The organism is Citrobacter sp. Cpo100 (assembly GCF_030332595.1).
Classification (GTDB): Bacteria; Pseudomonadota; Gammaproteobacteria; order Enterobacterales; family Enterobacteriaceae; genus Citrobacter; species Citrobacter portucalensis.
The window spans coordinates 804,459-828,710 of record NZ_JAOWHM010000037.1 but is presented as its reverse complement, the minus strand read 5'-3'; the positions used below and the strand labels follow the sequence as shown (position 1 = coordinate 828,710).

Genomic DNA, 24,252 nt, shown 5'->3' with positions numbered 1-24,252 from the left:
CTGGCGCTATCCGGCCTACGGAACATTGTTTTGCAAGCCCGGTAAGCGCATGCGCCACCGGGCACTTATGTTAAGACGATTTACGTACGCGCAAATACCATTCGCACAGTAAACGCACCTGTTTACGCGTGTAGCCTTTTTCCATCATACGGTCGACAAAATCGTCGTGTTTTTTCTGCTCGTCAGTCGAGGTTTTAGCATTGAACGAAATGACCGGCAGCAGCTCCTCGGTATTGGAGAACATTTTCTTCTCAATGACCGTGCGCAGTTTTTCGTAACTGGTCCAGTTTGGATTGCGACCGCTGTTATTCGCTCTGGCACGCAGAACAAAGTTGACGATCTCGTTACGAAAATCTTTCGGGTTACTGATACCCGCCGGTTTCTCAATTTTCTCCAGTTCTGAGTTCAGTGACTCGCGGTCAAACAGCTGACCGGTATCCGGGTCGCGATACTCCTGATCCTGAATCCAGAAATCCGCATAAGTGACATAACGGTCGAAAATGTTCTGTCCGTACTCGGAATAGGATTCGAGATAAGCCGTCTGGATCTCTTTGCCGATGAATTCAGCATATTTCGGGATCAAATAGCCTTTCAGGAACTCAAGATAACGCTCAGCTTGCTCCTGCGGGAACTGTTCACGTTCGATTTGCTGCTCCAGTACGTAAAACAGATGTACCGGGTTAGCTGCCACTTCGGCATGGTCAAAGTTAAAGACGCGAGAGAGGATCTTAAATGCGAAACGCGTGGAAAGACCGTTCATTCCCTCATCAACCCCGGCGTAATCCCGATACTCCTGATAGGATTTCGCTTTCGGATCGGTATCTTTCAGGCTTTCGCCATCGTAAACGCGCATCTTCGAGTAAATGCTCGAGTTCTCAGGTTCTTTCAGGCGAGAAAGAATGGTAAAGCGAGAGAGCGTTTCCAGTGTGCCCGGTGCGCAAGGCGCATGGGTCAGCTCACTGTGGTTAAGCAGTTTTTCGTAAATTTTGATCTCTTCAGAGATACGCAGGCAATAAGGCACTTTGACGATGTAAACACGGTCAAGAAACGCCTCATTGTTTTTGTTATTACGGAACGTTACCCATTCGGACTCGTTCGAGTGGGCAAGAATAATCCCGTTAAACGGCAGGGCAGAGATACCTTCTGTCCCGTTGTAGTTTCCTTCCTGGGTGGCGGTCAGCAGAGGATGCAGCACTTTAATCGGTGCTTTAAACATCTCAACGAATTCCATAATCCCCTGGTTTGAACGACACAGTGCACCCGAATAACCGTAGGCATCAGGATCGTTCTGGGCGTGGTGTTCGAGTTTACGAATATCCACTTTCCCGACCAGCGCAGAAATATCCTGGTTGTTTTCATCACCAGGCTCCGTTTTGGCGATTGCGATCTGCTCCAGAATAGACGGCCAGACTTTGACGACGCGGAATTTTGTAATGTCCCCGCCGAAATCGTGCAGACGTTTCGCAGCCCAGGGCGACATGATCGTACCGAGATAGCGACGCGGGATCCCATACTCTTTTTCCAGGATCTGCGCGTCTTCCTGCGGATTAAACAGGCATAACGGATGATCGTTGACCGGGCTACGTTCGCCATTGGCACTCAGGACATAAATCGGTACTCTCTGCATCAGCGACTTCAGTCGCTCAGCAAGAGATGATTTCCCCCCTCCCACAGGCCCCAGCAGATACAGGATCTGCTTCTTCTCTTCCAGACCCTGAGCCGCATGTTTCAAATAAGAAACAATTTGCTCAATGGCGTCTTCCATGCCGTAAAACTCTTCAAAGGCGGGATAGCGTGCAATTACCCGATTCGAAAAGAGTCGAGAAAGTCGAGGTTCGTGGGCAGTGTCGACCATGACAGGCTCACCAATAGCCATTAATAGCCGCTCTGCCGCGTTGGCATAAGCACTGCGATCTTGCCGACAAGTGGTAAGAAACTCCTGCAGCGTGAACTCTTCGTCCTTGGCAGCTTCATAACGCTGGCGATAGTGATCGAATATATTCATGGTATGCCGTCCTTTCGTTTTTTAGCACATGTTAAGAGCCGTTCATATGAATAGTAGAGGCCCCTGAAGAGGTAAACTGAACGACGTCTCTGCTGAATAAATAAGCAACTCTCATGCCATTTTGGTGGTCAGGAGATCAACGTATTCGGTGATACACCTTCTAAAATTAAGCGTAGATGGCATTTGCAAAACTTGCCTGTGTGCGCAAATGAATTTCAATGGCATATCAATAACTCATCAGCAAAAAAAGCACATCTTATGTAAAGAATTGGAGCGGGATTCATGCGGTGTTCACCGTCCTGCAAGCAAAATGTCATCACTCGCTGAGAAATTAGGGGGTTACATTCTGGGGCGAATACGTAAAATAGTTGGGCTGAAGCGTATTGGCGGTTACACTTTGACCGCTACACATTTGAATAAGGAATTATGGATTGTGACCAAACTCAAACTTCTGGCACTTGGCGTCCTTGCCGCAACCGCAGTTAGCACCGCACAGGCGGAAAGTCAGTGGACTGTTGGCGCGGGTGTCGGCGTGATTAACAGCCCGTACAAACAGTATGACCGCGATGTTTACCCTGTTCCGGTTGTCACCTATGAAGGCGATAATGTCTGGTTCCACGGCTTGGGTGGCGGCTACTATCTGTGGAATGACACGGCAGATAAGCTTTCCATCATGGCGTACTATGATCCGACGCATTTCAAGCCGGGTGATAGCGATAGCCATGCTTTGCGCCAACTCGACAAGCGTAAAAGCAGCTTGATGGCTGGCCTCTCGTATGTACATAACACCCAGTATGGTTTCCTGCGTACTGCACTGGCGGGTGATACTCTGGATAACAGCAATGGCTTTATCTGGGATCTGGCCTGGCTCTACCGTTACACTAATGGTGGGCTGACTCTGACGCCGGGTATCGGTTTGCAGTACAGCAGCGAAAACTACAACGACTATTATTATGGCGTTTCCAATCACGAGTCTCGCCGCAGTGGTCTGAAAAGCTACAACGCTGACGATGGATGGGATCCGTACCTGGAGTTGACCGCGAGCTATAACTTCATTGGAAACTGGAACGTATACGGAACTGGCCGTTATGTGCGCTTGAGTGATGAAGTGAAGGACAGCCCGATGGTCGATAAGTCCTGGTCTGGCATCTTCTCGGTGGGTGTAACCTACAAGTTCTGATGCTACTGCGCGTCAAACACTAGCCCGCATCAGTGCGGGCTTTTTAGTGCGCTACCGATATGAATATTGATCTAAAACATGAGATTTCATCTTTTGTGCTGATTTGATATTCTGTCAGGCTACAACGAATTTTTAACGTATTATTCCTGTCGCTGTTACTAAAAATAAACCTGCTATTTTATTAGCCTGTTATCTATTCATTTTTGAATGAAATAAAGTCGTGAAGGTTTAGCAAATCATTGTCATGAGGTAATGGTTTTTAGCTATACAATGCGTTGATAATACTAGGGTTTACGATCGAGGTAAGCGTTATTTTCTTATTGTTAAGCACAATGAAAATCATTGATAACTCTTTTAGCATGTTTATCTCATGGCGAAAGTTAACTTTCATGTGAAAAAACAAAAATTAATCGATTGATTTTAATTTTACATCTTTAGGTATTTATCTGAAAAAATTAAAATTGACATTAAATATCCCATTGCAGATATTAATTAAACTTTAAAGTATCGACAGCAACTCTTCATGGCATTAAATATAATTCGCCATGTGGATTTTTTGAGAATAAACCTGGTATATATAATGAAAAAGTTAATCATGATAGCTGTGATGGGCGGGATTCTGGCTGGTTGTTCCACCGAGGCTTCACGCATGAATGCTTGCGAAAGCAAGGGTGTGAGCCGTGATGCCTGTTATGTTGCGGAGCAAAACCGTCAGGCGACAATCAATGCTGCCGCTGAAAAACAGGCTATGGAAAACGCGCAAAACTTGTATAGCACTAATGATACTAATTCCAGCCATCACCACAAACACGATAAGTATTAAGGTGTAACGTATGAAAAAATTAATTATTATCGTTGCTTTGGTGGCTTCCTTCGCTGCACCTGCTTATGCCATTAGCGAGGCTTACCGCCAGCAGTTACAGCATGAACATAAAACCATGGTCAGTGACACGAATGCCCCGGTACACGCCAGTAAAATCATGCCCGTGCATGTGAATAAACTTGGAGTGGACTTTAAACGTGGTGCTGATGGCATTGCTTATATTAATGGCAAACCTGCGGCAAATGATGAGAATAGTGCAGAAGCTCAGTCTTATAGCGCAGGTTTGATTTCCGTTATCGTCTATAAAAACGGAAAAATCAACGCTATGAAAGAGGGGAAATATTTAGGTCGGTTGAAATAACCACTTCGTAGATAAGATTTTGTATTTTTTCGGCCCGGGAACATCTGCTGTTCCCGGGTTTTTTATTTCGCTCGCCTTAACGATCGGTTTCCAATCCATGATGGTGCAATTTGTGCACCCTAACAGGACACATGCACGTTGTTTTGCTTTACTGTGGTGCATTAACACAGGAGGGTGCGATGACAGCGAAACAGGTGACGTTTACAAACCAGGTATCGCTTCCTGCTATTGGGCAGGGAACATGGTACATGGGCGAGGATCCAAGCCGACGCCGGGATGAAGTGTCTGCGCTGCAGGCCGGACTGGATCTCGGCCTGCGATTGATTGATACCGCAGAAATGTACGCTGATGGTGCAGCGGAAGAGGTGGTGGGTGAAGCATTAACGGGACGGCGTGATAGCGCTTTTTTAGTCTCGAAAGTTTACCCATGGAATGCCGGTGGACAGAAAGCCATTGCCGCCTGCGAAGCGAGTCTGCGTCGACTGAAAACTGATTATCTGGATCTCTATTTGCTGCACTGGATGGGCGATTTTTCATTTGCAGAGACCATCGATGCCATGGAAACACTGATTGCGCAGGGGAAAATCCGCCGTTGGGGCGTCTCAAATCTCGATTATGATGATATGCAGGCGTTATGGCAGGTTCCCGGTGGACGGGAGTGCGCAACTAACCAGGTGCTTTATCATTTAGCCTCGCGCGGTATTGAATATGATTTACTGCCGTGGTGCCAGCAGCAGCAGATGCCGGTCATGGCATACAGTCCGCTGGCCCAGGCGGGACGACTGCGTGGCGATTTGCTTTCTAACTCTGTGGTGAATGACATCGCGCACGCGCACAATGTTAGCGCTGCACAGATTTTGCTGGCATGGGTGATTCATCAGTCGGGTGTAATAGCCATTCCGAAAGCCGCAAGCGTAGCGCATGTCGAACAAAATGCCGCCGCGCTAGAGATAACGCTCTCTGTAGATGAGTTGAAGCAGTTAGATAAGGCGTATCCGGCGCCAAAAGGTAAAAACGCGCTGGATATGGCCTGATTTGCCAAATGCCGATGTTCCCGCAGCTTATCAGGCCTACGGCTGCATGTAGTTTGTAGGCCGGATAAGGCGTTAGCCGCATCCGGCATGGTGCGCAGAGCTGTGTTAGCGTTTAGCTACACGAATAGTTTGCGCGAGGCGAGATGGTTTTTCTTCGGTGGTTTTCTGCGGAGCGGTCGCGTAAGCCGTTTCTACACAAACAAACGTTTTGTAGCCATCATCCGGCATATCGCTCATGCTGACGGACAGCGCCGGGCCAGGGTTCCAGCCCACGACATTCAGGTGGTGGTGATGGACAACATCTATATTGCGATTCAACGCATCATCATGAATCACACTGCACGCTTCCGGATTCAGATAAACGCGATCGGTGCGGTCCGGGAAGGTCTGGATACCATCAGCCAGCACATCTTCTTTAGCATCATTCACTTTATCGATCAGGCGATCGCCAAGACCACTGACTTTCACTGCCGCAATATCACCAACGTTGAAATAGGTATGCAGTGCCGAGGTGGTTTCAAACTCACCATGAGCTTCCAGCTCCATTTCACAGGTGGCTCCCACTTTGAAGCGAGCCAGCAGACAGAACTCGTGCGGCCAAAGCTGACGCGTTTCAGCGTTGCTCTGCAGTTCAAACGTCAGCACCACGCCATTGTCGTCTTCGTTGTGCGCTTTCAGCGTCCATGGCAGGTTGCGGGCAAAACCATGCGAAGGCAGGCCCTTCGTAGCAGCCGGACCAAACCACGGCCAGCAAATTGGTACGCCGCCACGCAGCGCTACGCCGGTTTTAAACGGGGTGTTATTACTTAACCACAGGACTTCCTCTTCACCATTTGGTTTCCAGGAAAGAAGATGTGCGCCCTGCAGCGCGAAAGAAGCTTTAACCTGTGGGTGATCGACAACAAGAACCTCAAGCTCATCAAGCTGACGGCGGGAGAGGACAGGGGTAATTTGTTCGATTACCGGAAGTGCAAAAATTTTATTAATCATTACGCAATCCTTTCTTCAGGCAAAAAAAAGAGCGACCTGAGTCGCTCTTACAGATTACTGTTTCATCTCAACTTATTTGGAGATGTGAGCAATCAGGTCCAGAACTTTGTTGGAGTAGCCGGTTTCGTTATCGTACCAGGATACCAGTTTCACGAAGTTGTCGTTCAGTGCGATACCAGCTTTAGCATCGAACACGGAAGTGCAAACTTCACCGTTGAAATCGGTAGATACTACGTCGTCTTCGGTGTAACCCAGAACGCCTTTCATCGGGCCTTCGGAAGCAGCTTTGATTGCTTTCTTAATTTCTTCGTAAGAAGCAGCTTTTTCCAGACGAACGGTCAGGTCAACAACGGATACGTTCGGGGTAGGAACGCGGAACGCCATACCAGTCAGTTTGCCGTTAAGTTCTGGCAGTACTTTACCTACAGCTTTAGCTGCACCGGTAGAGGACGGGATGATGTTCTGGGATGCGCCGCGGCCGCCGCGCCAGTCTTTGTGAGACGGGCCATCAACGGTTTTCTGAGTAGCGGTGGTCGCGTGAACAGTAGTCATCAGACCTTCGATGATGCCGAAGTTGTCGTTGATAACTTTAGCCAGCGGAGCCAGGCAGTTAGTGGTGCAGGAAGCGTTAGAAACGATGTCCTGACCTTCGTATTTGTCAAAGTTAGCGCCTTTAACAAACATCGGAGTGTTATCTTTGGACGGACCAGTCAGAACCACTTTTTTCGCGCCAGCAGTGATGTGCTTACGAGCGGTTTCATCTGTCAGGAACAGGCCAGTAGCTTCAGCTACTACGTCAACACCAACTTCGTCCCATTTCAGGTTAGCCGGATCACGTTCAGCGGTAACACGGATTTTTTTACCGTTTACGATCAGATGACCGTCTTTCACTTCAACGGTACCGTTGAAACGGCCGTGAGTGGAGTCATATTTCAGCATGTAAGCCATGTAGTCAGCGTCTAACAGGTCGTTGATTGCAACGATCTCGATGTCAGAGCGTTCTTGAGCAGCACGGAAAACAATGCGACCGATACGGCCAAAACCGTTGATACCTACTTTGATAGTCATATATTCCACCAGCTATTTGTTAGTGAATAAAAGGTTGCCTGTAAAATTACAAAAACCTTACGCAGCGTCAAGCGGAATCGTGTCAATCATTGCGACAAATCAATCTGCTGCCTAAGCTTTGCGCAACTGACTCGCCTCACTCTTCCTTTGGGCTTGAAACCACATGGGGTCGGCGGCCCGAATTTTAAAGGGCAATCAAGATAAAAACGTGATTCTGATCACGAATTGCAGGCTGCCATTTCGCAAGGATCAAGTTTAGAACAAAAGTTCGCACTCCGGTGTTAATGTTTTGTTAGAATCTGTCTCGCGATGTGAGTTTAGATAAAGCGAGATGTGAGCAAATGGCTAATCAACCTTCTCCAGAAGAACTGAAAAAAAATTTAACCGAAATGCAGTTCTATGTGACGCAGAATCACGGGACAGAACCGCCATTTACCGGACGTTTGCTACATAACAAACGTGACGGCATCTACCACTGTTTGATCTGCGACAATCCGCTATTTCGTTCCGAGACAAAATATGACTCAGGCTGCGGCTGGCCCAGCTTTTACGAGCCTGTCAGCGATGAGGCTATCCGTTACATAAAAGATACGTCACACGGCATGCAGCGCATTGAAATCCGCTGCGGAAACTGTGATGCACACCTGGGACACGTCTTCCCGGATGGTCCGAAACCTACCGGTGAACGGTACTGCGTTAACTCAGCGTCTTTGAACTTTACCGATGGTGAAAACGGTGAGCAAACCAAGGGTTGAAGAAACGATTCAGCAAATTATTCTACGGAGAGTGGATTTAACATGAATCTTGATGAGATGATCAACAGCATGACGCCGGAAGTTTATCAGCGCTTATCGACTGCCGTTGAACTCGGAAAATGGCCGGATGGCGTAGCGCTAACGGCAGAACAAAAAGAGAATAGCTTACAGCTGGTGATGTTATGGCAGGCGCGAAACAATATTGACGCGCAGCATATGACGATTGATACCAACGGTGAGATGGTGATGAAGAGCAAGCAGCAGTTGAAGGTGGAGTTTGGTATTACGCCAGAACCGATTGCGACGTTTAAATCCTGATTACCCAGGCCCGGCAAACATCTGTGTCGGGCCTGCAGTTGATGTTATTTCTTGTTCATCATCGCCTTCAGATCGGCGAACGGGTTGTATTTCGCTTCGCCTACGGCCTTTTGCGCATCTTCTCCTGCAACCACCGTTGAACCATACTGGTCCGCTTCCGTATATTTGGAATGCTCGTGATCGTGGCAGTACAGGCACAACATTTCCCAGTTGCTACCATCTTCCGGGTTATTCGAGTGATCGTGATCGATATGGTGTACCGTCAACTCGCGCAAATTTGAATACACGAACTCACGGGAACAGCGTCCGCAGACCCAGGGGAAGAGTTTAAGCGCCTTTTCCCGGTAACCGACTTCCAGACGGGCGTAATTTTTAGGGATAAAAGCCATAAAGCTCATGCCTCCAGTAGAAAATGAAGAGCTGCGCCAAAAGCTGGCGCAGCAGAATGCGCTAATCATAACCTATTGTGTCAGGCGTTGGGATCAGTGTTTGATGCCTAACGAATCGGCTAACTGCTTCGCCAACTGATTATTGTCATCTGCGCCGTACTCCCAGAACATAGCGCCTGCCAACCCTTTGCTTTTGATGTAGTCGGCTTTGATCGCCACCGAACGCGGGTTTTCATAGGAGAGGGCAAAGAGTTTTTTTCCATCCGCAGACTGTACCGACAGCCACGGCACTTTCGCTTCATCATCCCAATGTTGGCTAAAGCGTTTTTGCGGATCGTTGATCAACTTCGCCACGATATCGTTGTACTTCACGTAGGTGTCTTTGCTCAGGTCGACGCCCAGTGATTTGAACAACTCAATTTGAGCTGACTCGAAATAGGGCTGGGTAGCCGGGTTTTTCTGCGCGTCAGGTTTGCTCCAGTCAATACCTGGCTCAACGGCGCGTTTTGGTACGCGTCCATAAAAGCCAATGCCCAGATTCATTTGACTCGGTTTCAGACCGGCGGCGAGATAGTTATTGACCACAAAATCGGCGCTGTACTTATCCGCCGCGGCGACCGTTGGCCATTGCGTCGAATCATACAGGTTCGAGTTGAAATACTGGGTGCCGTAAGCCATGTCATAGGTCATCAGGTTGATGTAGTCGAGCGATGGTGCAATGGCTTTTACATCCACCCAGCTTTTCGGGCTTTCTGCATTTGCGCCCACGGCGATGGTCAGCAGTTTTTTATGCCCCAATGCGGCGCGCAGTTCTGTTAGCAGCGCGGTGAAGTTAGCGCGGTCAGCCGGTTGGCTTTCGACCAGTCCCCAGGCGCCGTTAACCGGATATTCCCAGTCGAGATCGATGCCATCCAGACCATATTTCGCAATTATCTCCTGTGCAGACTGAATAAACACTGCACGTGTTTCCTTCGTTGCTGCCGCGCCAGAGAATCCACGCGCTCCCCAGCCGCCGACGGAAAGCAAAACTTTCAGGTTTGGATTTTGTTTACGCAGCTGTGGAATTTTCAGCAAATCATCCTGCACTTTCTGTGAAAGCCAAATCTGATGCAGTTTGCTGGCGTCTTTTAAGGCGTCATTGGTCTCGTCTTTTTCGTTGTTGTAGACAAGGCCAAACGAATAGTTGAGATGGGTTATCTGGCGAACATCCAGTTTATTGATGTCGCCACCGGGACCGGCAGTGACGTCGCCGCCACCATTAAAGTAGCCAACTGACATCAGTGAACTGGCGGAAACAACGCTGGCGCAGAGCAGGGGTAATGCTGCCAACAAAGGCAATAGTTTCATCGGTGTTCCTCTTTGACATTTAAACAAGCAAACACGCCACGGAAATGGCGTGGCGAAAAAAACAGCACCCGCAGGTTAACAGTTTCATAACAGGAAAAATGCGAAGGGGTTCACGCCATGCTGGAGCAGCGGCAAACCAATTTTGGTAGGTTGTATTGGTTAGAGGAGTACTGGTTGAAAGGGAGATGCGTATTAATCCGGCCTATAAATTTGCAAAAATGTGCAGTTTCAATCGACCGGATATAACGTTTTAAAGCATTAGCGCTGGGTTTCCAGCCAGTCGTCCAACGTATACAGCGTTGCGCCCGCAGCCGCCATTTCCATAAAGGCGTTTGCACTGTCCTGGGGGTGAATATTAACGCCACGGCAGCCGTCGGTTATAACGCTGACGGTGTAGCCAAGATCGAGCGCATCCAGAACGGTGAATTTAACGCAATAGTCGGTAGCCAGACCCATGATGATGAGCTCGGCAATGCGGTGTTCGAGTAGCCATGCATTCAGCGTGGTTGCCTGACGACGACCGTTATCAAAAAAAGCACTATAGCTGTCGACCAGCGGGTTCTCACCTTTAGTGAACGTTTGAGTTATCGCACGCTGGTTCAGCAGCGGATGCAGGGCAGCACCTTCGCTGTTTTGTACGCAATGATCGGGCCAGAACGTCTGCGCCAGGCCATCGAGTTGTCCCTGGGTGTAGGGCTCGACCTGATGCTGGCTGGCAAAACTACCGTGATTCGCCGGGTGCCAGTCCAGACTGGCAACGACCGTGTCGCCGCGTATGGCACACCAGTCAATCAGGCGGTTGGCGATATCGATTGTGCTGTCACCTTGTGGGACCGCGAGGGCACCACCGGCACAAAAGTCATTTTGTAAATCGACCAACAGTAAGGCTCGGGCCATGGGCATAGACTCCTTTAATCGTCAGGTGTGAGCTCACCACGCAGATTTTGCGTCATTGCTTCACGAATTGTCTGCGTATCCAGTCCCTGACTCAGCAAATAGTGCAGTTTGGTGAGTGTGGCTTCGACGGTCATATCCGCGCCGCCAATCACGCCAGCATGCGCCAGCGCATTCCCTGTCGCGTAGCCCCCCATGTTCACCTTGCCGGACATACACTGCGTAAGGTTCACCACCACAATGCCACGCGAGCTCGCATCTTCAAGTTCTTTCAGGAACTCTTTATTCTGCGGCGCATTGCCCACGCCGTAGGAGCGCAAAATTAATGCTTTTACCGGCTGGCGCAGGAAGTTGCGTACCACGTCAGCGGAGATCCCAGGATAAATGGTGACCACGCCAATCGGTTGTGGAGTGATAGGATGGACAATCAACTCACCTGTGCCGTGAGGTGCGGGCGGTGTTCCCAGCCGACGAATGTGGATTCCGGCTTCCAGCAGTGGTGCAAGGTTGGGTGAGGCAAACGCGTCAAAACCATCAGCATGCGCTTTAGTGGTCCGGTTACCGCGAAACAGTCGGTTGTTGAAAAACAGGGTCACTTCATTGATCGGATAATTTGCTGCAACGTACAACGCATTCAGCAAATTGATTTGTCCGTCAGAACGTAGCTCTGCTAATGGGATTTGTGACCCTGTCACAATGACTGGCTTGCCCAGATTCTCCAGCATAAATGAGAGCGCCGAAGCCGTAAACGCCATGGTGTCAGTGCCGTGCAGTATGACAAAACCATCGTAATCGTCGTAGTGCGCTTTAATGTCTTCAGCAATATGCTGCCAGTCTTCTGGCGTCATGTCTGAGGAATCCATCAGCGGGACGTATTCGTGGATGGTGAAGTCTGGCATCTCTGGGCGGTGGAATTCAGGCATCAGTGCCAGCTGACGCTGGAGATGACCGGAAACAGGAATATAACCCTGTTCTGAGCGCTGCATACCAATGGTACCGCCGGTATAGGCAACGTAAATCGATTTCTTTTGCATGGGCGTCACAGGTTAAGTTGTGCATAAACAGGCGCAGTATAAAGTCCCCCCTGAAAAAATACAGTGCAAATGACGCATACCTGCCATCCGATCAATATGTCATTTATGTTCAGTGCCTTGTCCCGTTTGTTCAGTGTGGTTTTGCTCCCTCGGCCCTACAGTAGCAGCCTTGCTTTTTGGATATAGCGATTGCCGTTATCATGTTTCGTCCTAATGACAATACGCATGGAGCCTGAAGTGAAGAAAGACCTGAGAATTTTTCAGCCAGGCGAGTGGGCGGATGGAGACATCATTACGGCTATCGATGCGAGTCAGACAGAGACACCGCACAGACCACAGTTGAATGTCGGCATTCTTCTGTGGCCGGAATTTCCTCTGCTGGCGCTGGCGGGGTTAACCGATGCGTTACGTCATGCGGCGGATATGGGGGATGATAGCCAGAAAATTCGCTGCTCCTGGCGTCTGATGAGCGCTACACCAGACCGACCAGTTCTCAGCAGTTCAGGAATGGCGATGATGCCGGATAGCGCATTCGTTGCACCGGAACAATTTGATTATGTGGTGGTGATTGGCGGCTTGCTGCGCAGTATGGCGAAAGCCGATCGGGCCGCGCGACGTTACCTGCATCTTGCGCATCAGCTCAACATTCCGCTGGTAGGTATCTGCACGGGCAGCTTTGTTCTGGCGCAAGAAGGTTTCCTCAATGGGCTGATGGCGGCGATTCATCCCTGGCATCTGAATGATTTTAAAACGCAATTTCCTCAGCTGGCTGCCCGTAGCGGGGTCGATTTTGTTGAGGAAAAAGGGATTCTGACATGTCCGGGGGGCATTTCGACGATAGGGCTGGCAACAGAGCTTATTCGCCGCCACTGTGGTCCCGACAGGGCGACAAAAGCCATCTTCCAGATGTCCGTCCCCAACCGCATAGACAGCACGTCAGTGGCGGTCTCCAGAGCGATAGGTTTTACCCACGTGAGCGACAGTCGGTTACGCAAAGCGGTCTTTTTAATTGAGCAAGGACTGGTAAAGCCCATTTCGACCCGCTGGCTGGCCGCTGAAGTCAACCTGAGCCCGCGACAGCTTACCCGGTTGTTTAACGCCGAGTTCGCCCAATCGCCGGGAGAGTTTATCCGACGTGCGCGTTTGCGTTATGCCCACTGGCTGCTAATGAATTCTGGAGAGAGTGTCACGGAGATTGCGCTGCGTCTGGGATTTAGCGACTGTGCGCACTTTATTCGTTTGTTTAGTCTGGAGTTTGGCTGTACGCCAGGAGATTTTCGCAGTACGCGACATCAGAATGTGTAAAAAAATGCTGCCCCGACTTGGGGCAGCATTGGCAGGTTAGCGAACGTTGGCGCAGGTCAGGCAAAACGCATAGCGGTTTTGCGGATCGTTAAACGCGGCCAGCTTATCGCTCTCCGCTTTAACCGTACTCGCCGCAGAAGCGAGCGGCGCCGGGAGCATCGCCTGGATAGCTTCAGGCAGCATGGCACGAACGGAACCGGACATGCTATCCATCACCATATCAACGAATGCCGGTTCGTCCTGATAATACTCAATGTGCCATTGCTTCAGTTTGGCCAGCTCAGCCGCTTTCGCCACGGCGTCATCAAAATCACCCAGACTGTCTACCAGACCGTTGGCTTTCGCATCCTGGCCGGTCCAGACGTGGCCCTGCGCGATTTTGTCAATCTGCTCAGGCGTTGTCTTACGCGCATCTGCGACCAGCGTGATAAAGCGCTTATAGCCGTTCTCGATGCTCAGTTGCATCATTTGCTGCACTTCAGGCGGTAACGCTTTGGTGATGGAGATATCCGCCAGTGGGGATGTCGCCACGCCGTCGGTGTGTACACCAATGGAATCCAGACTGTTTTCCACAGTGTTGATCACGCCAAAGATCCCGATTGAACCGGTCAGCGTGCTGGGGTTCGCCACAATGTAGCTTGCTGGGGTGGAGATCCAGTACCCGCCGGATGCCGCCATGCCGCCCATGGACACGACAACCGGCTTGCCTGCCGCTTTTGCCGCAGCCAGCTCAGCGCGAATGACTTCGGAAGCGCTGACGCTGCCGCCAGGGCTGTTCACGCGCAGCACAATTGCTTTCACTTTCGGATCAAGACGCGCTTCGCGGATCTGCGCGGCAGTCGTGTCACCGCCCACATTCCCAGGGGTTTCTTCACCGTCCATAATTGCGCCATTTGCGAAGACGACGCCAATGCTGTCCCCAGTATCCGCTGGCGTTTTCAGCGAGTAATCGTAATAGCTGACGGCGCGATAATTTTTATCCGCTTTGCTCCAGCCAAACTGTTTGGTCAGCATTTTTTCGACTTCGGCGCTGGAGGCCAGTGCATCCACCAGTTTGTTGTCGAGCGCATATTTCGCGGTATCACCATCGACTTTTGTCAAACCGTCCAGCATGGCCTGTGCGCCCGGGAACACCTGCTGAGCAGGGATCTGGCGGTTGGCTGCGACCGTGTCGAGATAGTTCTGCCACAGCTCGCCGATCCAGCGGCTGTCGGCCTCGCGCGCGGCAGGAGACATATCATCACGAATGAACGGTTCTACGGCAGACTTATAAGTCCCGACACGGAACACGTGTGTGGAAACTTTCAGCTTGTCGAGCAGGGACTTGTAGTACAAACCGTTGGTGGCAAAGCCGTGCAGATCAACGGAACCCTGCGGAGAGAGATAAATTTTATTGGCGAAACTGGCGAGGTAGTACTGCCCCTGGCTGAAGTTATCGCCCACGGCAAAGACCGGTTTGCCGCTGTCGCGGAATTCCCGCAGCGCTTTACCGATATACTGCATGGAAGGCTGGTCGGCCCCGGCAAAATTTTTCAGATCCATCACAATGCCGGTGATGTTGCGATCATCTTTTGCCTGGCGAATAGTATTCACGATATCGAACAGGGAGTTTTCCTGCAGACGATCGGAACTGGCGCCAAACAGCTGACGACCAATAACGCTTAAGCGACTGGTGCTCGAAGGCTTATCGACAATCACCCCCGAGATATCCAGCAGCAGTGCGCCTCGCTCAGCGTGTTCACTGGTATTGCTGCTGCTGACCTGCATCCAGATGCCCACGCCCACCAGCACCAAGAAGATGAAGAACAGGTTAAGCACAAATTCACGGACGAAATTGAGTAATCGCCATGTCCATTTAAAAAATCCGGCAATAAATCGCCACAGGGTTCGCATGTATTCTCCCTACCGATTAACAACACGCCACCCCGAAATTCTGGAGAAAGGCGATAAGATGAGGCTATCGTAATGACCCGACAGGCACTTGTCAGCAGGAATCACCGCCTGTGCTGTAACAAAATCCGCTCACGTGTTAATTTTGTGAACAAATCTCATTGTTGGAGTTAAGCAAATGGATGCACTCGAATTACTGATTACCCGTCGTAGCGCCTCTCGTCTCGTCGAGCCAGCCCCGACAGGAGAGCAGCTGCAAAACATTCTGCGTGCGGGAATGCGCGCGCCAGACCACAAAACGCTGCAACCGTGGCAATTCTTTGTCATTGAGGGCAAAGGGCGTGAGCGTTTTAGCGCGGTGCTTGAAAAAGGGGCGATTGCCGCAGGCAGTGACGAGAAAGCCCAGGAAAAAGCGCGCAGCGCACCGTTTCGCGCACCGCTGATTATTACCGTGGTGGCGAAATGTGAAGAAAACGACAAGGTTCCTCTGTGGGAACAAGAAATGTCTGCCGGTTGTGCGGTAATGGCTATGCAGATGGCCGCAATTGCCCAGGGCTTTGGCGGTATCTGGCGCAGTGGTGCATTAACCGAAAGTGCGGTCGTTCGCGAAGCATTCGACTGTCGCCCGCAAGATAAAATCGTCGGTTTTCTCTATCTGGGCACACCGCAGCTAAAAGCATCCACGACGATTAACCTTGCCGATCCGAGCGCATTCGTCCGTTATTTCTGATATCAACGGCAAAACTGTCTGGATTCTGAGCAAAGACACCCGAATTCAGACAGTCACTCTTACCACATCATGGAATGAGCGCTACCATATCCGGATTGCAATGACAGGAGATGTCCATGAGCGAGCAAGCTATTCGTTTAACGCAATACAGCCACGGAGCCGGTTGCGGTTGTAAAATTTCCCCAAAAGTGCTGGAAACCATCCTGCACAGCGAGCAGGCGAAGTTTGTTGATCCGAACTTACTGGTGGGTAATGAAACCCGCGACGACGCGGCCGTATACGATCTGGGAAACGGCACCAGCGTTATCAGCACCACCGATTTCTTTATGCCGATTGTCGATAATCCGTTTGATTTTGGACGCATCGCCGCGACTAACGCCATCAGCGATATTTTCGCCATGGGCGGCAAACCGATTATGGCAATTGCTATTCTGGGCTGGCCGCTGGATAAGCTGGCGCCGGAAATCGCCCGCGAAGTCACCGAAGGCGGACGCTTTGCCTGCCGTCAGGCGGGTATTGCGCTGGCGGGCGGCCACTCTATTGATGCCCCAGAGCCTATCTTCGGCCTTGCGGTAACCGGCGTTGTGCCGACCGAACGCGTGAAGAAAAACAGCACCGCTGAAGCAGGGTGTAAGTTGTTCCTGACCAAGCCGCTGGGCATTGGTGTTCTGACAACCGCAGAGAAAAAATCACTGCTTAAGGAAGAACACAAAGGACTGGCGACAGAAGTGATGTGCCGGATGAACATTGCCGGTGCTGCATTCGCCGATATTGACGGCGTGAAAGCCATGACCGATGTTACCGGTTTTGGTCTGCTGGGGCATCTGAGTGAGATGTGCCAGGGCGCAGGCGTTCAGGCACAGATCGTCTACCAGGATATTCCTAAGCTGCCTGGCGTTGAAGAATACATCGCGCAGGGCGCGGTGCCGGGTGGTACCCAACGTAACTTTGCCAGCTACGGACACCTGATGGGTGAAATGCCGCAATCGGTACGCGATCTGCTGTGCGATCCGCAAACTTCCGGTGGTCTACTGCTGGCGGTAACGCCGGAAGCTGAAGCCGAAGTGAAAGCGGCAGCGGCGCAGTTCGGTATCGATCTCACCGCCATTGGTGAGTTAGTGGAAGCTCGTGGCGGTCGCGCCATGGTTGAGATTCGTTAACTCGATGCGGTTGTTTATTGCCGAAAAACCAAGTCTGGCGCGTGCTATCGCCGATGTGCTGCCGAAGCCGCATCGCAAAGGCGATGGTTTTATCGAATGCGGAAATGGACAAGTGGTGACCTGGTGTATTGGTCACCTGCTTGAACAGGCGCAGCCGGATGCCTACGACAGTCGTTATGCTCGCTGGAGTCTGGTCGATCTGCCGATTGTCCCTGAAAAGTGGCAACTGCAACCGCGCCCCTCGGTGACCAAACAGCTCAACGTCATTAAGCGCTTTTTGCATGAAGCCAGCGAAGTTATTCACGCCGGTGACCCCGATCGTGAAGGGCAACTGCTGGTGGATGAAGTGCTGGATTACCTGCAACTGGCGCCTGAAAAGCGCCAGAAGGTGCAGCGTTGCCTGATTAACGACCTCAACCCGCAGGCCGTTGAGCGGGCTATTGAGCGGTTGCGCGCCAACAGTGAGTTTATCCCGCTGTGCGTGTCGGCACTGGCGCGAGCGCGTGCGGACTGGTTGTACGGTATCAATATGACGCGCGCTTACACCATTCTTGGACGTAACGCGGGCTATCAGGGCGTACTTTCGGTCGGGCGCGTACAAACGCCGGTGCTTGGGCTGGTTGTGCGTCGCGATGAAGAGATAGAGAACTTCGTCGCCAAAGACTTCTTCGAAGTGAAAGCGCATATCGTAACGCCCGCCGATGAGCGGTTTACCGCTATCTGGCAGCCGAGCGAAGCGTGTGAGCCGTATCAGGATGAAGAAGGGCGCTTGCTGAATCGCACGCTGGCTGAACACGTGGTGAACCGCATTAACGGTCAACCGGCGATAGTCACCAGCTATAACGATAAACGGGAATCAGAATCCGCGCCGTTGCCGTTCTCGCTGTCTGCGTTGCAGATTGAAGCGGCGAAGCGCTTCGGTTTAAGTGCGCAAAACGTTCTGGATATCTGCCAGAAGCTGTATGAAACCCATAAGTTGATTACCTATCCGCGTTCGGATAGCCGTTATCTGCCGGAAGAACACTTTGCCGGACGTCACGCGGTACTGAACGCGATTAGCGTCCATGCGCCGGATCTGCTCCCGCAGCCGGCGGTCAATCCCGATACGCGAAATCGCTGTTGGGACGACAAAAAAGTGGATGCGCACCACGCCATCATTCCTACCGCGCGCAGTTCGTCCATCAACCTGAATGACAACGAAGCGAAAATTTACAACCTGATTGCCCGTCAGTATCTGATGCAATTTTGCGCAGATGCGGTATTCAGGAAGTGCGTCATTGAGCTGGATATCGCCAAAGGCAAGTTTGTCGCTAAAGCCCGTTTTCTGGCGGAAGCCGGATGGCGCACGCTGCTCGGTAACAAAGAGCGCGACGAAGATAATGACGGGACGCCGCTGCCGGTAGTGGCAAAAGATGACGAACTGCTGTGCGAAAAAGGCGAAGTGGTTGAACGTCAGACCCAGCCCCCGCGGCACTTTACTGATGCAACTCTGCTGTCAGCGATGACCGGGATTGCGCGATTCGTGCAGGATAAAGATCTGAAAAAGATCCTGCGCGCAACGGATGGTTTAGGTACGGAAGCGACGCGCGCCGGAATTATCGAGCTGCTGTTTAAGCGCGGGTTCCTGGTGAAAAAAGGACGTTATATCCATTCGACTGACGCGGGAAAAGCGCTGTTCCACTCGCTGCCAGAAATGGCGACGCGCCCGGACATGACAGCGCACTGGGAATCTATCCTGACCCAAATCAGCGAAAAGCAGTGTCGCTATCAGGATTTCATGCAGCCGCTGGTGGGAACGCTGTATCAGCTTATCGATCAGGCGCGCAGCACACCGGTACGACGCTTTCGTGGAATTGCTGCACCTGGCGGTAGTGGTAGCGATAAGAAAAAAAGCGCGCCGCGTAAACGTCCGGCGAAAAAAAGCCCGCCATCTGAAGAGGCGGGCCTGTAAGTTTGTAAGCCTGATAAGCATAGCGCATCAGGCTTAACCGGATGCGGCACCCGTGCATAATCCGGCCTACTGGCCTGCAGAGACAATATTAAATCACGCCCTGACCCAGCATCGCGTCGGCAACCTTCACGAAGCCCGCGATGTTGGCGCCACGTACGTAGTTGGTCTGCTTGCTTTCGCCGCCGTATTCAACGCAGGCATGGTGAATATCCAGCATGATGTGGTGCAGGCGCGCATCCACTTTCTCCGCTTTCCAGCCCAGACGAGCGGCGTTTTGCGCCATTTCCAGACCGGATGTCGCTACGCCACCGGCGTTGGCGGCTTTACCCGGTGCGAACAGTACGCCCGCTTCGAGGAACAGATCGGTGGCCTCGATAGTGGTCGGCATGTTTGCCCCTTCGGCGACAGCTTTCACGCCGTTGGCGATCAGTACGCGCGCTGCATCGACATCCAGTTCATTCTGAGTGGCGCACGGCAGGGCGATATCGACCGGAACCGACCACGGCTGTTTGCCTTCCAGATAGGTCAGGCCAAACTCGCGGGCGTAATCCGCCACGCGACCGTCACGGCTGTCTTTGATCGCGCACAGACGCGCCAGCTTTTCTTTAGTAAATCCGCTTTCGTCGACCACGGTACCGCTGGAATCGGAGGCGGTAACTACTCGCGCGCCAAACTCCATGGCTTTCTCAATGGCGAATTGTGCCACGTTGCCGGAGCCAGAAACCGCCACGCGCATGCCTTCAAAGCCCAGACCATGGCGTTTGAGCATTGCTTCGGTGAAGTACACCAGACCGTAGCCGGTGGCTTCCGGGCGGATCAGGCTGCCGCCAAAAGAGAGACCTTTACCGGTAAAGACGCAGGCGCTGTTGTTGGACAGTTTTTTCATCATCCCGGCCATAAAGCCGACTTCACGACCACCCACGCCGATATCGCCCGCCGGGACGTCGGTATCAGGACCTAAATGGCGGAACAGTTCGGTCATCAGAGCCTGGCAGAAACGCATGATTTCGCCTTCGCTTTTACCTTTCGGATCGAAATCGCTCCCGCCTTTACCTCCGCCCATTGGCAGCGTGGTGAGGGCGTTCTTAAAGGTCTGCTCGAAACCCAGGAATTTCAGGATCGACAGGTTCACGGAAGGGTGGAAACGCATACCGCCTTTGTACGGGCCAATGGCAGAGCTAAACTGTACGCGCCACGCGCGGTTGACCTGCACCTGATTGCGATCGTCCAGCCAAACTACACGGAACTGGATCACGCGCTCCGGTTCAACCAGACGCTCCAGCAACGACATCTGACGATAACGCGGGTTCTGCTCAAGAAAGGGCCACAGCGTCGTCATTACCTCACGAACGGCTTGCGCGAACTCGGTTTGATTCGGGTCGCGCTTTTGCACATGGTTGAGAAATGACTCCAGAGAACATGTCTGATCCATAGATATAAGAACCTCTTATGTATTGATATGGTTATATTTTTGATATTTATGTTATGTGTTGTGCAGTTTTTGACTATACCATCAGCAGTGTGACGTGACGCAAGAAAAAATTAACCCCGCTAAGTAAATTAATATTGCGCCGTGGGTCATAACCAAAAGCGATGATGGAAGGGACTAAAGTTTCTGCCGATTTATACCGTTATACTGAGCATAAATGTCAGTTAAAAAGGAAAGACAATGCGCCGTTTAATCATGGCAGGAGCGTTGGTACTGGTGTCCAGCGCGACGCTGGCAAATCAGCTTTATCGCCCTGATGTGCAGGTGAATGTACCGCCGGAAGTGTTCAGTTCCAGCGGTCAGCGGGCTCAGCCCTGTAGCCAGTGCTGTATTTATCAGGATCAAAACTACTCAGAAGGGGCGGTGATTAAAGCCGATGGCGTTCTGTTGCAGTGCCAGCGCGATGATAAAACGATCAGCACGAATCCGCTGGTCTGGCGGCGTGTAAAAGGATAAACGCCTCTAACAACGGGATATCGGCGGGTGCCAGCGGATAACGCAGCGCCTCTTCGGGTGAGCACCAGACGATATCCTGATGTTCAAACGCTCTCAATTCCCCCTGAAAAGACGGTACATGCCAGGCGTGTAGGTGAATCAATCGGCCTGAAACCTCGCGTTGATGACTGGCAATGTAGCGCCCCACGACCGCCTCAATGCCCAATTCTTCACGCAATTCACGGATCAGCGCCTCGGGCTGACTTTCGCCCGGCTCAACCTTACCGCCGGCAAACTCCCACATGCCTGACTGATCCGCATGCAGCGGACGCTGAGCCAGTAAAATTTTGCCATCACGTTCAATGATAGCGGCGACCACGTCGAGGGTTTTCATCATATTCATCAAGATCTAACAGCAGAAAATGACATACTATCGTTATCTTTGTTTTATCTAAAGTATTCAGGAGCCACCGTTGAACGAACCTCAGTCGTGGGTAAAGCCGTTAACGCGTATCCCTTCCAGTTTAAAACCGCTCGTTGCCACGCAGAAAAAACATTATGGCGATGTGCTGCATCCCACGCGCTGGTGGGGGCGGATGCCGTTTCTGTTCTGGCTGGTGGCGCTGTTTGTCGGGTTTCTGGAGCGTAAAAAGGCGCGCTTAACGCCGGTGATGCGCGCGTTGTTGATGACCCGCGTTTCTCAGGTCTGCCACTGCGCTTTCTGTGTTGATGCGAATAGTTTACGGCTGGCAGAACGCTGTGGCGCGCTGGATAAAGTCATGCAGGTTGCCAACTGGCAAGATTCGACGCTGTTTAGTGCTGAAGAACGCGTAGCGCTGGCCTATGCCGATGCGGTTACCGCAACGCCTCCACAGGTTGACGATGCGCTGAAAGTGCAGATGAAGCAGCATTTTACCGATGATGCCATTACGGAAATGACCGCGCTGATTGCGTTTCAAAATCTCTCGGCGCGTTTTAATGCCGCTCTCGATATTCCCTCGCAGGGACTGTGCGACAGTTTTAAAGGACGCCCGCATGCTTGACCGCCATCTTCATCCACGATTAAAACCGCTGTTGCATCGGTGCGTAGGTATTATCGATAAACCGGCGATTACCCCGGACGGACTTACGCTGGTCGGATTTGCCATTGGCGTGCTGGCGTTGCCATTTCTGGCGTTAGGCTGGTATCTGGCGGCGCTGGTGGCCATTGTGCTCAATCGGTTGTTTGACGGGCTGGATGGGGCGCTGGCGCGGCGCAGAGGACTATCCGACGCGGGCGGATTTCTCGATATTTCGCTCGATTTTTTGTTTTACGCCCTTGTGCCGTTTGGTTTTATTCTTGCCGCTCCGACGCAGAATGCGCTGGCAGGCAGTTGGCTGTTGTTCGCGTTCATTGGCACCGGTAGCAGCTTTCTGGCCTTCGCCGCACTGGCAGCGAAACATCAGATTGATAACCCCGGTTACGCGCATAAATCGTTTTATTATCTTGGCGGGCTGACCGAAGGAACTGAGACAATTTTGCTGTTTGTGTTGGGGTGTCTGTTCCCGGACTATTTTGCCGTGCTGGCGTGGGTCTTTGGCGCGCTGTGCTGGATGACAACGTTCACCCGGATCTGGAGCGGATATCTGACGCTGAAAACCGTTCAGCGTCAGGCGTAAGGTAATGCGTTGCCGGATGCGCTTCGCTTATCCGGCCTACAACGATGATATATCCAGGCTGGGTAAAGCGTTCTCGCCGCATCCGGCAATAATGCCAGTCTTACTTGCTGGCGTCCGGACCCCGTTCACCGCTGGCGACCGGGTTTTTCGGATTGCTGCTCCACTCGTACCAGCCACCATCGTAAACAGAGACGTTTTTCCAGCCCATCGCGCGGGCATACATAAACGTTTCTGAAGCACGCCAGCCGGTACCGCAATAGAAAGAGACCTGTTGATTCGGCAGGATATTCCATTGCTTCCACATGGCGGCGATGTCATCCGCGCTGCGCATGGTGCCATCCGGGTTATGGAAATCTTCCATGTGGGTGGAGTCGCTGCCCGCGTGGCCCCAACGCGCGCCTGCGATCTCACCTTTTGGCTTAATGTAGCTGTAACCGCTGGTGGTACCGACAAATTCCGGCCATGAACGAATGCTCACCAAAGATGCATCCTGGCGATGCAGCAGACCGCGCGCCTGTTCCATATCCAGCATAAGCTGCGGCTGGGCAGGGATTTTCACGCCGAAATCAGGCTCTGGTTTCACCGTTGGCGGAGTGCCGCGTTCGACCGGTAAACCTGAGTCGGACCAGGTTTGCCAACCGCCGTCGAGCAGACGAACGTCTTTCACGCCTGCGTACAGCATAATTTGCGCCACGCGAGCGGCGGCATAGACATCGCGGCCGTATAAAATTACCGTGGTGTCGTGGCGGATACCGTGTTTCGCCAGCATCGCTTTAAGCTGCTCGTCGGAAACTTTATTCCACAGCGGTTCGCTTTCAACTTCATTGGTATCAATGTAGCCCGCGCCGGGGATGTGGCTGAGCAGATACAACTTCGGCGCGCCCCAGGCGGCTTCAATCACTTTCCAGTCACCCGCCGGTTTGGCAGTCACGTCTTTACCCTGCTGAAGATCGTGCAGCCACTGTGGGTAAACCAACTGTTCGAAGTGCGGCAGACGTTGCAGACGGGCAGGGTCTGTCAGCGCATCGCTGAGGGTTGAAATCTGGTTAAAGCCAACTTTTTGCAGACGGGATTTAACGGCCTGCATGTCGTTATCACTGCCATACAGCGCCACCGGAGCGTCGGTCTTAAGTTGATGTGACTTAACCCAGGCGCTGAGTTGTTCATCATTCATCTTGTCGAGCCAGGCGGCAGACAGATTCAGTGCGGAAGGTTCGTGTCCTGAAGGACCATTGAGCGATTGTGGCCAGCCGTTGTAAAAAGCGCTCTGACGGGTATCGATCGCCGCGCCTTGCTTTTGCTGTAACTGGTTGAGGGTGAGCGTCTGTGCTGTTTCAGCAGCCCAGGAAGAAGCGCAAGCGAGCCCTAAAGCCAGTGCCAGCGCGGTCATTTGAGAAACACGTTTCATCGAATAGCCCGACGTTGAAAAAAAGAA

Annotated in this window: 24 protein-coding genes; 13 read left to right on the top strand and 11 right to left on the bottom strand. The window is 51.9% G+C overall.

Features of this window, described 5'->3' with window-relative positions; all coding sequences use genetic code 11:
• Positions 1-70 precede the first annotated feature (70 nt).
• Positions 71-2,005, bottom strand: coding sequence for a protein kinase YeaG (gene yeaG, locus OGX96_RS19565; protein ID WP_003030707.1), 1,935 nt, complete (start codon positions 2,003-2,005; stop codon positions 71-73).
• Positions 2,006-2,438: 433 nt separating this feature from the next.
• Between yeaG and OGX96_RS19560 the strand changes: the two genes are divergently transcribed.
• From OGX96_RS19560 to OGX96_RS19545, 4 genes are all read left to right on the top strand, one after another.
• Positions 2,439-3,185 (top strand): MipA/OmpV family protein, encoded by a 747-nt coding sequence (locus OGX96_RS19560; RefSeq protein ID WP_286584013.1) that lies wholly within the window; start codon positions 2,439-2,441, stop codon positions 3,183-3,185.
• Positions 3,186-3,765: 580 nt separating this feature from the next.
• Positions 3,766-4,008 carry a hypothetical protein gene (locus OGX96_RS19555; protein ID WP_111465757.1) on the top strand — a complete coding sequence of 81 codons (243 nt, stop codon included), beginning with the start codon at positions 3,766-3,768 and terminating at the stop codon, positions 4,006-4,008.
• 10 nt (positions 4,009-4,018) lie between these two features.
• The gene (locus tag OGX96_RS19550) at positions 4,019-4,369 is read left to right on the top strand and encodes a hypothetical protein (protein WP_198802058.1); all 351 of its coding nucleotides are present in this window, start codon (positions 4,019-4,021) and stop codon (positions 4,367-4,369) included.
• Between the two features lie 179 nt (positions 4,370-4,548).
• Positions 4,549-5,403 carry an aldo/keto reductase gene (locus OGX96_RS19545; protein ID WP_286584010.1) on the top strand — a complete coding sequence of 285 codons (855 nt, stop codon included), beginning with the start codon at positions 4,549-4,551 and terminating at the stop codon, positions 5,401-5,403.
• Positions 5,404-5,508: 105 nt separating this feature from the next.
• Here OGX96_RS19545 and OGX96_RS19540 read toward each other — a convergent pair whose 3' ends face one another.
• Together OGX96_RS19540 and gapA are read right to left on the bottom strand one after the other, a co-directional pair.
• Complete coding sequence (locus OGX96_RS19540; protein WP_286584008.1) at positions 5,509-6,393, bottom strand: D-hexose-6-phosphate mutarotase; 885 nt, start codon at positions 6,391-6,393, stop codon at positions 5,509-5,511.
• Between the two features lie 72 nt (positions 6,394-6,465).
• The gene (gene gapA, locus OGX96_RS19535) at positions 6,466-7,461 is read right to left on the bottom strand and encodes a glyceraldehyde-3-phosphate dehydrogenase (RefSeq protein WP_003030697.1); all 996 of its coding nucleotides are present in this window, start codon (positions 7,459-7,461) and stop codon (positions 6,466-6,468) included.
• Positions 7,462-7,802: 341 nt separating this feature from the next.
• Here gapA and msrB point away from each other — a divergent pair, with 341 nt between their 5' ends.
• Positions 7,803-8,216 carry a peptide-methionine (R)-S-oxide reductase MsrB gene (gene msrB, locus OGX96_RS19530; RefSeq protein WP_003832475.1) on the top strand — a complete coding sequence of 138 codons (414 nt, stop codon included), beginning with the start codon at positions 7,803-7,805 and terminating at the stop codon, positions 8,214-8,216.
• Between the two features lie 42 nt (positions 8,217-8,258).
• On the top strand, positions 8,259-8,534 hold the full coding sequence (locus OGX96_RS19525; protein WP_003030693.1) for a YeaC family protein: 276 nt from the start codon (positions 8,259-8,261) through the stop codon (positions 8,532-8,534).
• 44 nt (positions 8,535-8,578) lie between these two features.
• Here OGX96_RS19525 and yajD read toward each other — a convergent pair whose 3' ends face one another.
• The 4 genes from yajD to ansA all read right to left on the bottom strand — a co-directional run bounded on the left by yajD (position 8,579) and on the right by ansA (position 12,198).
• Positions 8,579-8,923, bottom strand: a complete 345-nt coding sequence (gene yajD / locus OGX96_RS19520; protein WP_003832478.1) for an HNH nuclease YajD — start codon at positions 8,921-8,923, stop codon at positions 8,579-8,581.
• A 93-nt stretch (positions 8,924-9,016) separates the two neighbouring features.
• Positions 9,017-10,270 (bottom strand): chitinase ChiD, encoded by a 1,254-nt coding sequence (chiD, locus tag OGX96_RS19515; protein ID WP_020996455.1) that lies wholly within the window; start codon positions 10,268-10,270, stop codon positions 9,017-9,019.
• Positions 10,271-10,528: 258 nt separating this feature from the next.
• Positions 10,529-11,167, bottom strand: a complete 639-nt coding sequence (pncA, locus tag OGX96_RS19510; RefSeq protein ID WP_373371236.1) for a bifunctional nicotinamidase/pyrazinamidase — start codon at positions 11,165-11,167, stop codon at positions 10,529-10,531.
• A gap of 14 nt (positions 11,168-11,181) precedes the next feature.
• Entirely contained in the window at positions 11,182-12,198 is a 1,017-nt protein-coding gene (gene ansA / locus OGX96_RS19505; protein WP_003832492.1) for an asparaginase, read from the bottom strand.
• A 237-nt stretch (positions 12,199-12,435) separates the two neighbouring features.
• Between ansA and OGX96_RS19500 the strand changes: the two genes are divergently transcribed.
• Positions 12,436-13,503: a GlxA family transcriptional regulator gene (locus tag OGX96_RS19500; protein WP_286584001.1), complete on the top strand. Its 1,068-nt coding sequence runs from the start codon at positions 12,436-12,438 to the stop codon at positions 13,501-13,503.
• Between the two features lie 36 nt (positions 13,504-13,539).
• Here OGX96_RS19500 and sppA read toward each other — a convergent pair whose 3' ends face one another.
• A complete protein-coding gene (sppA, locus tag OGX96_RS19495; protein ID WP_286583999.1) occupies positions 13,540-15,396 on the bottom strand; it encodes a signal peptide peptidase SppA in 1,857 nt (618 codons plus the stop codon).
• A 175-nt stretch (positions 15,397-15,571) separates the two neighbouring features.
• On the opposite strand from sppA, the gene OGX96_RS19490 reads away from it, so the two are divergent.
• From OGX96_RS19490 to topB, 3 genes are all read left to right on the top strand, one after another.
• Positions 15,572-16,123, top strand: a complete 552-nt coding sequence (locus OGX96_RS19490) for an NAD(P)H nitroreductase (protein ID WP_286583997.1) — start codon at positions 15,572-15,574, stop codon at positions 16,121-16,123.
• Positions 16,124-16,239: 116 nt separating this feature from the next.
• A complete protein-coding gene (gene selD, locus OGX96_RS19485) occupies positions 16,240-17,283 on the top strand; it encodes a selenide, water dikinase SelD (protein ID WP_003832497.1) in 1,044 nt (347 codons plus the stop codon).
• A 4-nt stretch (positions 17,284-17,287) separates the two neighbouring features.
• The gene (topB, locus tag OGX96_RS19480) at positions 17,288-19,234 is read left to right on the top strand and encodes a DNA topoisomerase III (protein WP_032934436.1); all 1,947 of its coding nucleotides are present in this window, start codon (positions 17,288-17,290) and stop codon (positions 19,232-19,234) included.
• Positions 19,235-19,322: 88 nt separating this feature from the next.
• Here the strand turns inward: topB and gdhA are convergent, their stop codons facing one another.
• Positions 19,323-20,666 (bottom strand): NADP-specific glutamate dehydrogenase, encoded by a 1,344-nt coding sequence (gdhA, locus tag OGX96_RS19475; protein ID WP_003832501.1) that lies wholly within the window; start codon positions 20,664-20,666, stop codon positions 19,323-19,325.
• A gap of 252 nt (positions 20,667-20,918) precedes the next feature.
• On the opposite strand from gdhA, the gene OGX96_RS19470 reads away from it, so the two are divergent.
• Positions 20,919-21,179: a YnjH family protein gene (locus tag OGX96_RS19470; RefSeq protein ID WP_170974251.1), complete on the top strand. Its 261-nt coding sequence runs from the start codon at positions 20,919-20,921 to the stop codon at positions 21,177-21,179.
• On the opposite strand, the gene OGX96_RS19465 is transcribed toward OGX96_RS19470, so the two are convergent.
• Positions 21,139-21,552: a pyrimidine (deoxy)nucleoside triphosphate diphosphatase gene (locus OGX96_RS19465; RefSeq protein WP_103285981.1), complete on the bottom strand. Its 414-nt coding sequence runs from the start codon at positions 21,550-21,552 to the stop codon at positions 21,139-21,141. The two genes, OGX96_RS19470 and OGX96_RS19465, sit on opposite strands and share 41 nt — an antisense overlap.
• A 79-nt stretch (positions 21,553-21,631) precedes the next feature.
• Between OGX96_RS19465 and OGX96_RS19460 the strand changes: the two genes are divergently transcribed.
• Both OGX96_RS19460 and OGX96_RS19455 read left to right on the top strand, forming a co-directional pair.
• Complete coding sequence (locus tag OGX96_RS19460) at positions 21,632-22,201, top strand: carboxymuconolactone decarboxylase family protein (protein WP_048235522.1); 570 nt, start codon at positions 21,632-21,634, stop codon at positions 22,199-22,201.
• The gene (locus tag OGX96_RS19455) at positions 22,194-22,817 is read left to right on the top strand and encodes a CDP-alcohol phosphatidyltransferase family protein (RefSeq protein ID WP_219987872.1); all 624 of its coding nucleotides are present in this window, start codon (positions 22,194-22,196) and stop codon (positions 22,815-22,817) included. The genes OGX96_RS19460 and OGX96_RS19455 overlap by 8 nt, the downstream gene beginning before the upstream one ends.
• 100 nt (positions 22,818-22,917) lie before the next feature.
• Here OGX96_RS19455 and OGX96_RS19450 read toward each other — a convergent pair whose 3' ends face one another.
• Positions 22,918-24,225 (bottom strand): sulfurtransferase, encoded by a 1,308-nt coding sequence (locus tag OGX96_RS19450; RefSeq protein WP_128611873.1) that lies wholly within the window; start codon positions 24,223-24,225, stop codon positions 22,918-22,920.
• Positions 24,226-24,252 lie beyond the last annotated feature (27 nt).

Excerpts from the sequence above, each read along its gene's own strand:
- yeaG (WP_003030707.1), bottom strand. The coding sequence starts at position 2,005 with ATGAATATATTCGATCACTATCGCCAGCGTTATGAAGCTGCCAAGGAC.
- OGX96_RS19555 (WP_111465757.1), top strand. The coding sequence starts at position 3,766 with ATGAAAAAGTTAATCATGATAGCTGTGATGGGCGGGATTCTGGCTGGT.
- OGX96_RS19550 (WP_198802058.1), top strand. The coding sequence starts at position 4,019 with ATGAAAAAATTAATTATTATCGTTGCTTTGGTGGCTTCCTTCGCTGCA.
- OGX96_RS19545 (WP_286584010.1), top strand. The coding sequence starts at position 4,549 with ATGACAGCGAAACAGGTGACGTTTACAAACCAGGTATCGCTTCCTGCT.
- OGX96_RS19540 (WP_286584008.1), bottom strand. The coding sequence starts at position 6,393 with ATGATTAATAAAATTTTTGCACTTCCGGTAATCGAACAAATTACCCCT.
- gapA (WP_003030697.1), bottom strand. The coding sequence starts at position 7,461 with ATGACTATCAAAGTAGGTATCAACGGTTTTGGCCGTATCGGTCGCATT.
- msrB (WP_003832475.1), top strand. The coding sequence starts at position 7,803 with ATGGCTAATCAACCTTCTCCAGAAGAACTGAAAAAAAATTTAACCGAA.
- OGX96_RS19525 (WP_003030693.1), top strand. The coding sequence starts at position 8,259 with ATGAATCTTGATGAGATGATCAACAGCATGACGCCGGAAGTTTATCAG.
- yajD (WP_003832478.1), bottom strand. The coding sequence starts at position 8,923 with ATGGCTTTTATCCCTAAAAATTACGCCCGTCTGGAAGTCGGTTACCGG.
- chiD (WP_020996455.1), bottom strand. The coding sequence starts at position 10,270 with ATGAAACTATTGCCTTTGTTGGCAGCATTACCCCTGCTCTGCGCCAGC.
- pncA (WP_373371236.1), bottom strand. The coding sequence starts at position 11,167 with ATGGCCCGAGCCTTACTGTTGGTCGATTTACAAAATGACTTTTGTGCC.
- ansA (WP_003832492.1), bottom strand. The coding sequence starts at position 12,198 with ATGCAAAAGAAATCGATTTACGTTGCCTATACCGGCGGTACCATTGGT.
- sppA (WP_286583999.1), bottom strand. The coding sequence starts at position 15,396 with ATGCGAACCCTGTGGCGATTTATTGCCGGATTTTTTAAATGGACATGG.
- OGX96_RS19490 (WP_286583997.1), top strand. The coding sequence starts at position 15,572 with ATGGATGCACTCGAATTACTGATTACCCGTCGTAGCGCCTCTCGTCTC.
- selD (WP_003832497.1), top strand. The coding sequence starts at position 16,240 with ATGAGCGAGCAAGCTATTCGTTTAACGCAATACAGCCACGGAGCCGGT.
- topB (WP_032934436.1), top strand. The coding sequence starts at position 17,288 with ATGCGGTTGTTTATTGCCGAAAAACCAAGTCTGGCGCGTGCTATCGCC.
- gdhA (WP_003832501.1), bottom strand. The coding sequence starts at position 20,666 with ATGGATCAGACATGTTCTCTGGAGTCATTTCTCAACCATGTGCAAAAG.
- OGX96_RS19470 (WP_170974251.1), top strand. The coding sequence starts at position 20,919 with ATGGCAGGAGCGTTGGTACTGGTGTCCAGCGCGACGCTGGCAAATCAG.
- OGX96_RS19465 (WP_103285981.1), bottom strand. The coding sequence starts at position 21,552 with ATGAAAACCCTCGACGTGGTCGCCGCTATCATTGAACGTGATGGCAAA.
- OGX96_RS19455 (WP_219987872.1), top strand. The coding sequence starts at position 22,194 with ATGCTTGACCGCCATCTTCATCCACGATTAAAACCGCTGTTGCATCGG.
- OGX96_RS19450 (WP_128611873.1), bottom strand. The coding sequence starts at position 24,225 with ATGAAACGTGTTTCTCAAATGACCGCGCTGGCACTGGCTTTAGGGCTC.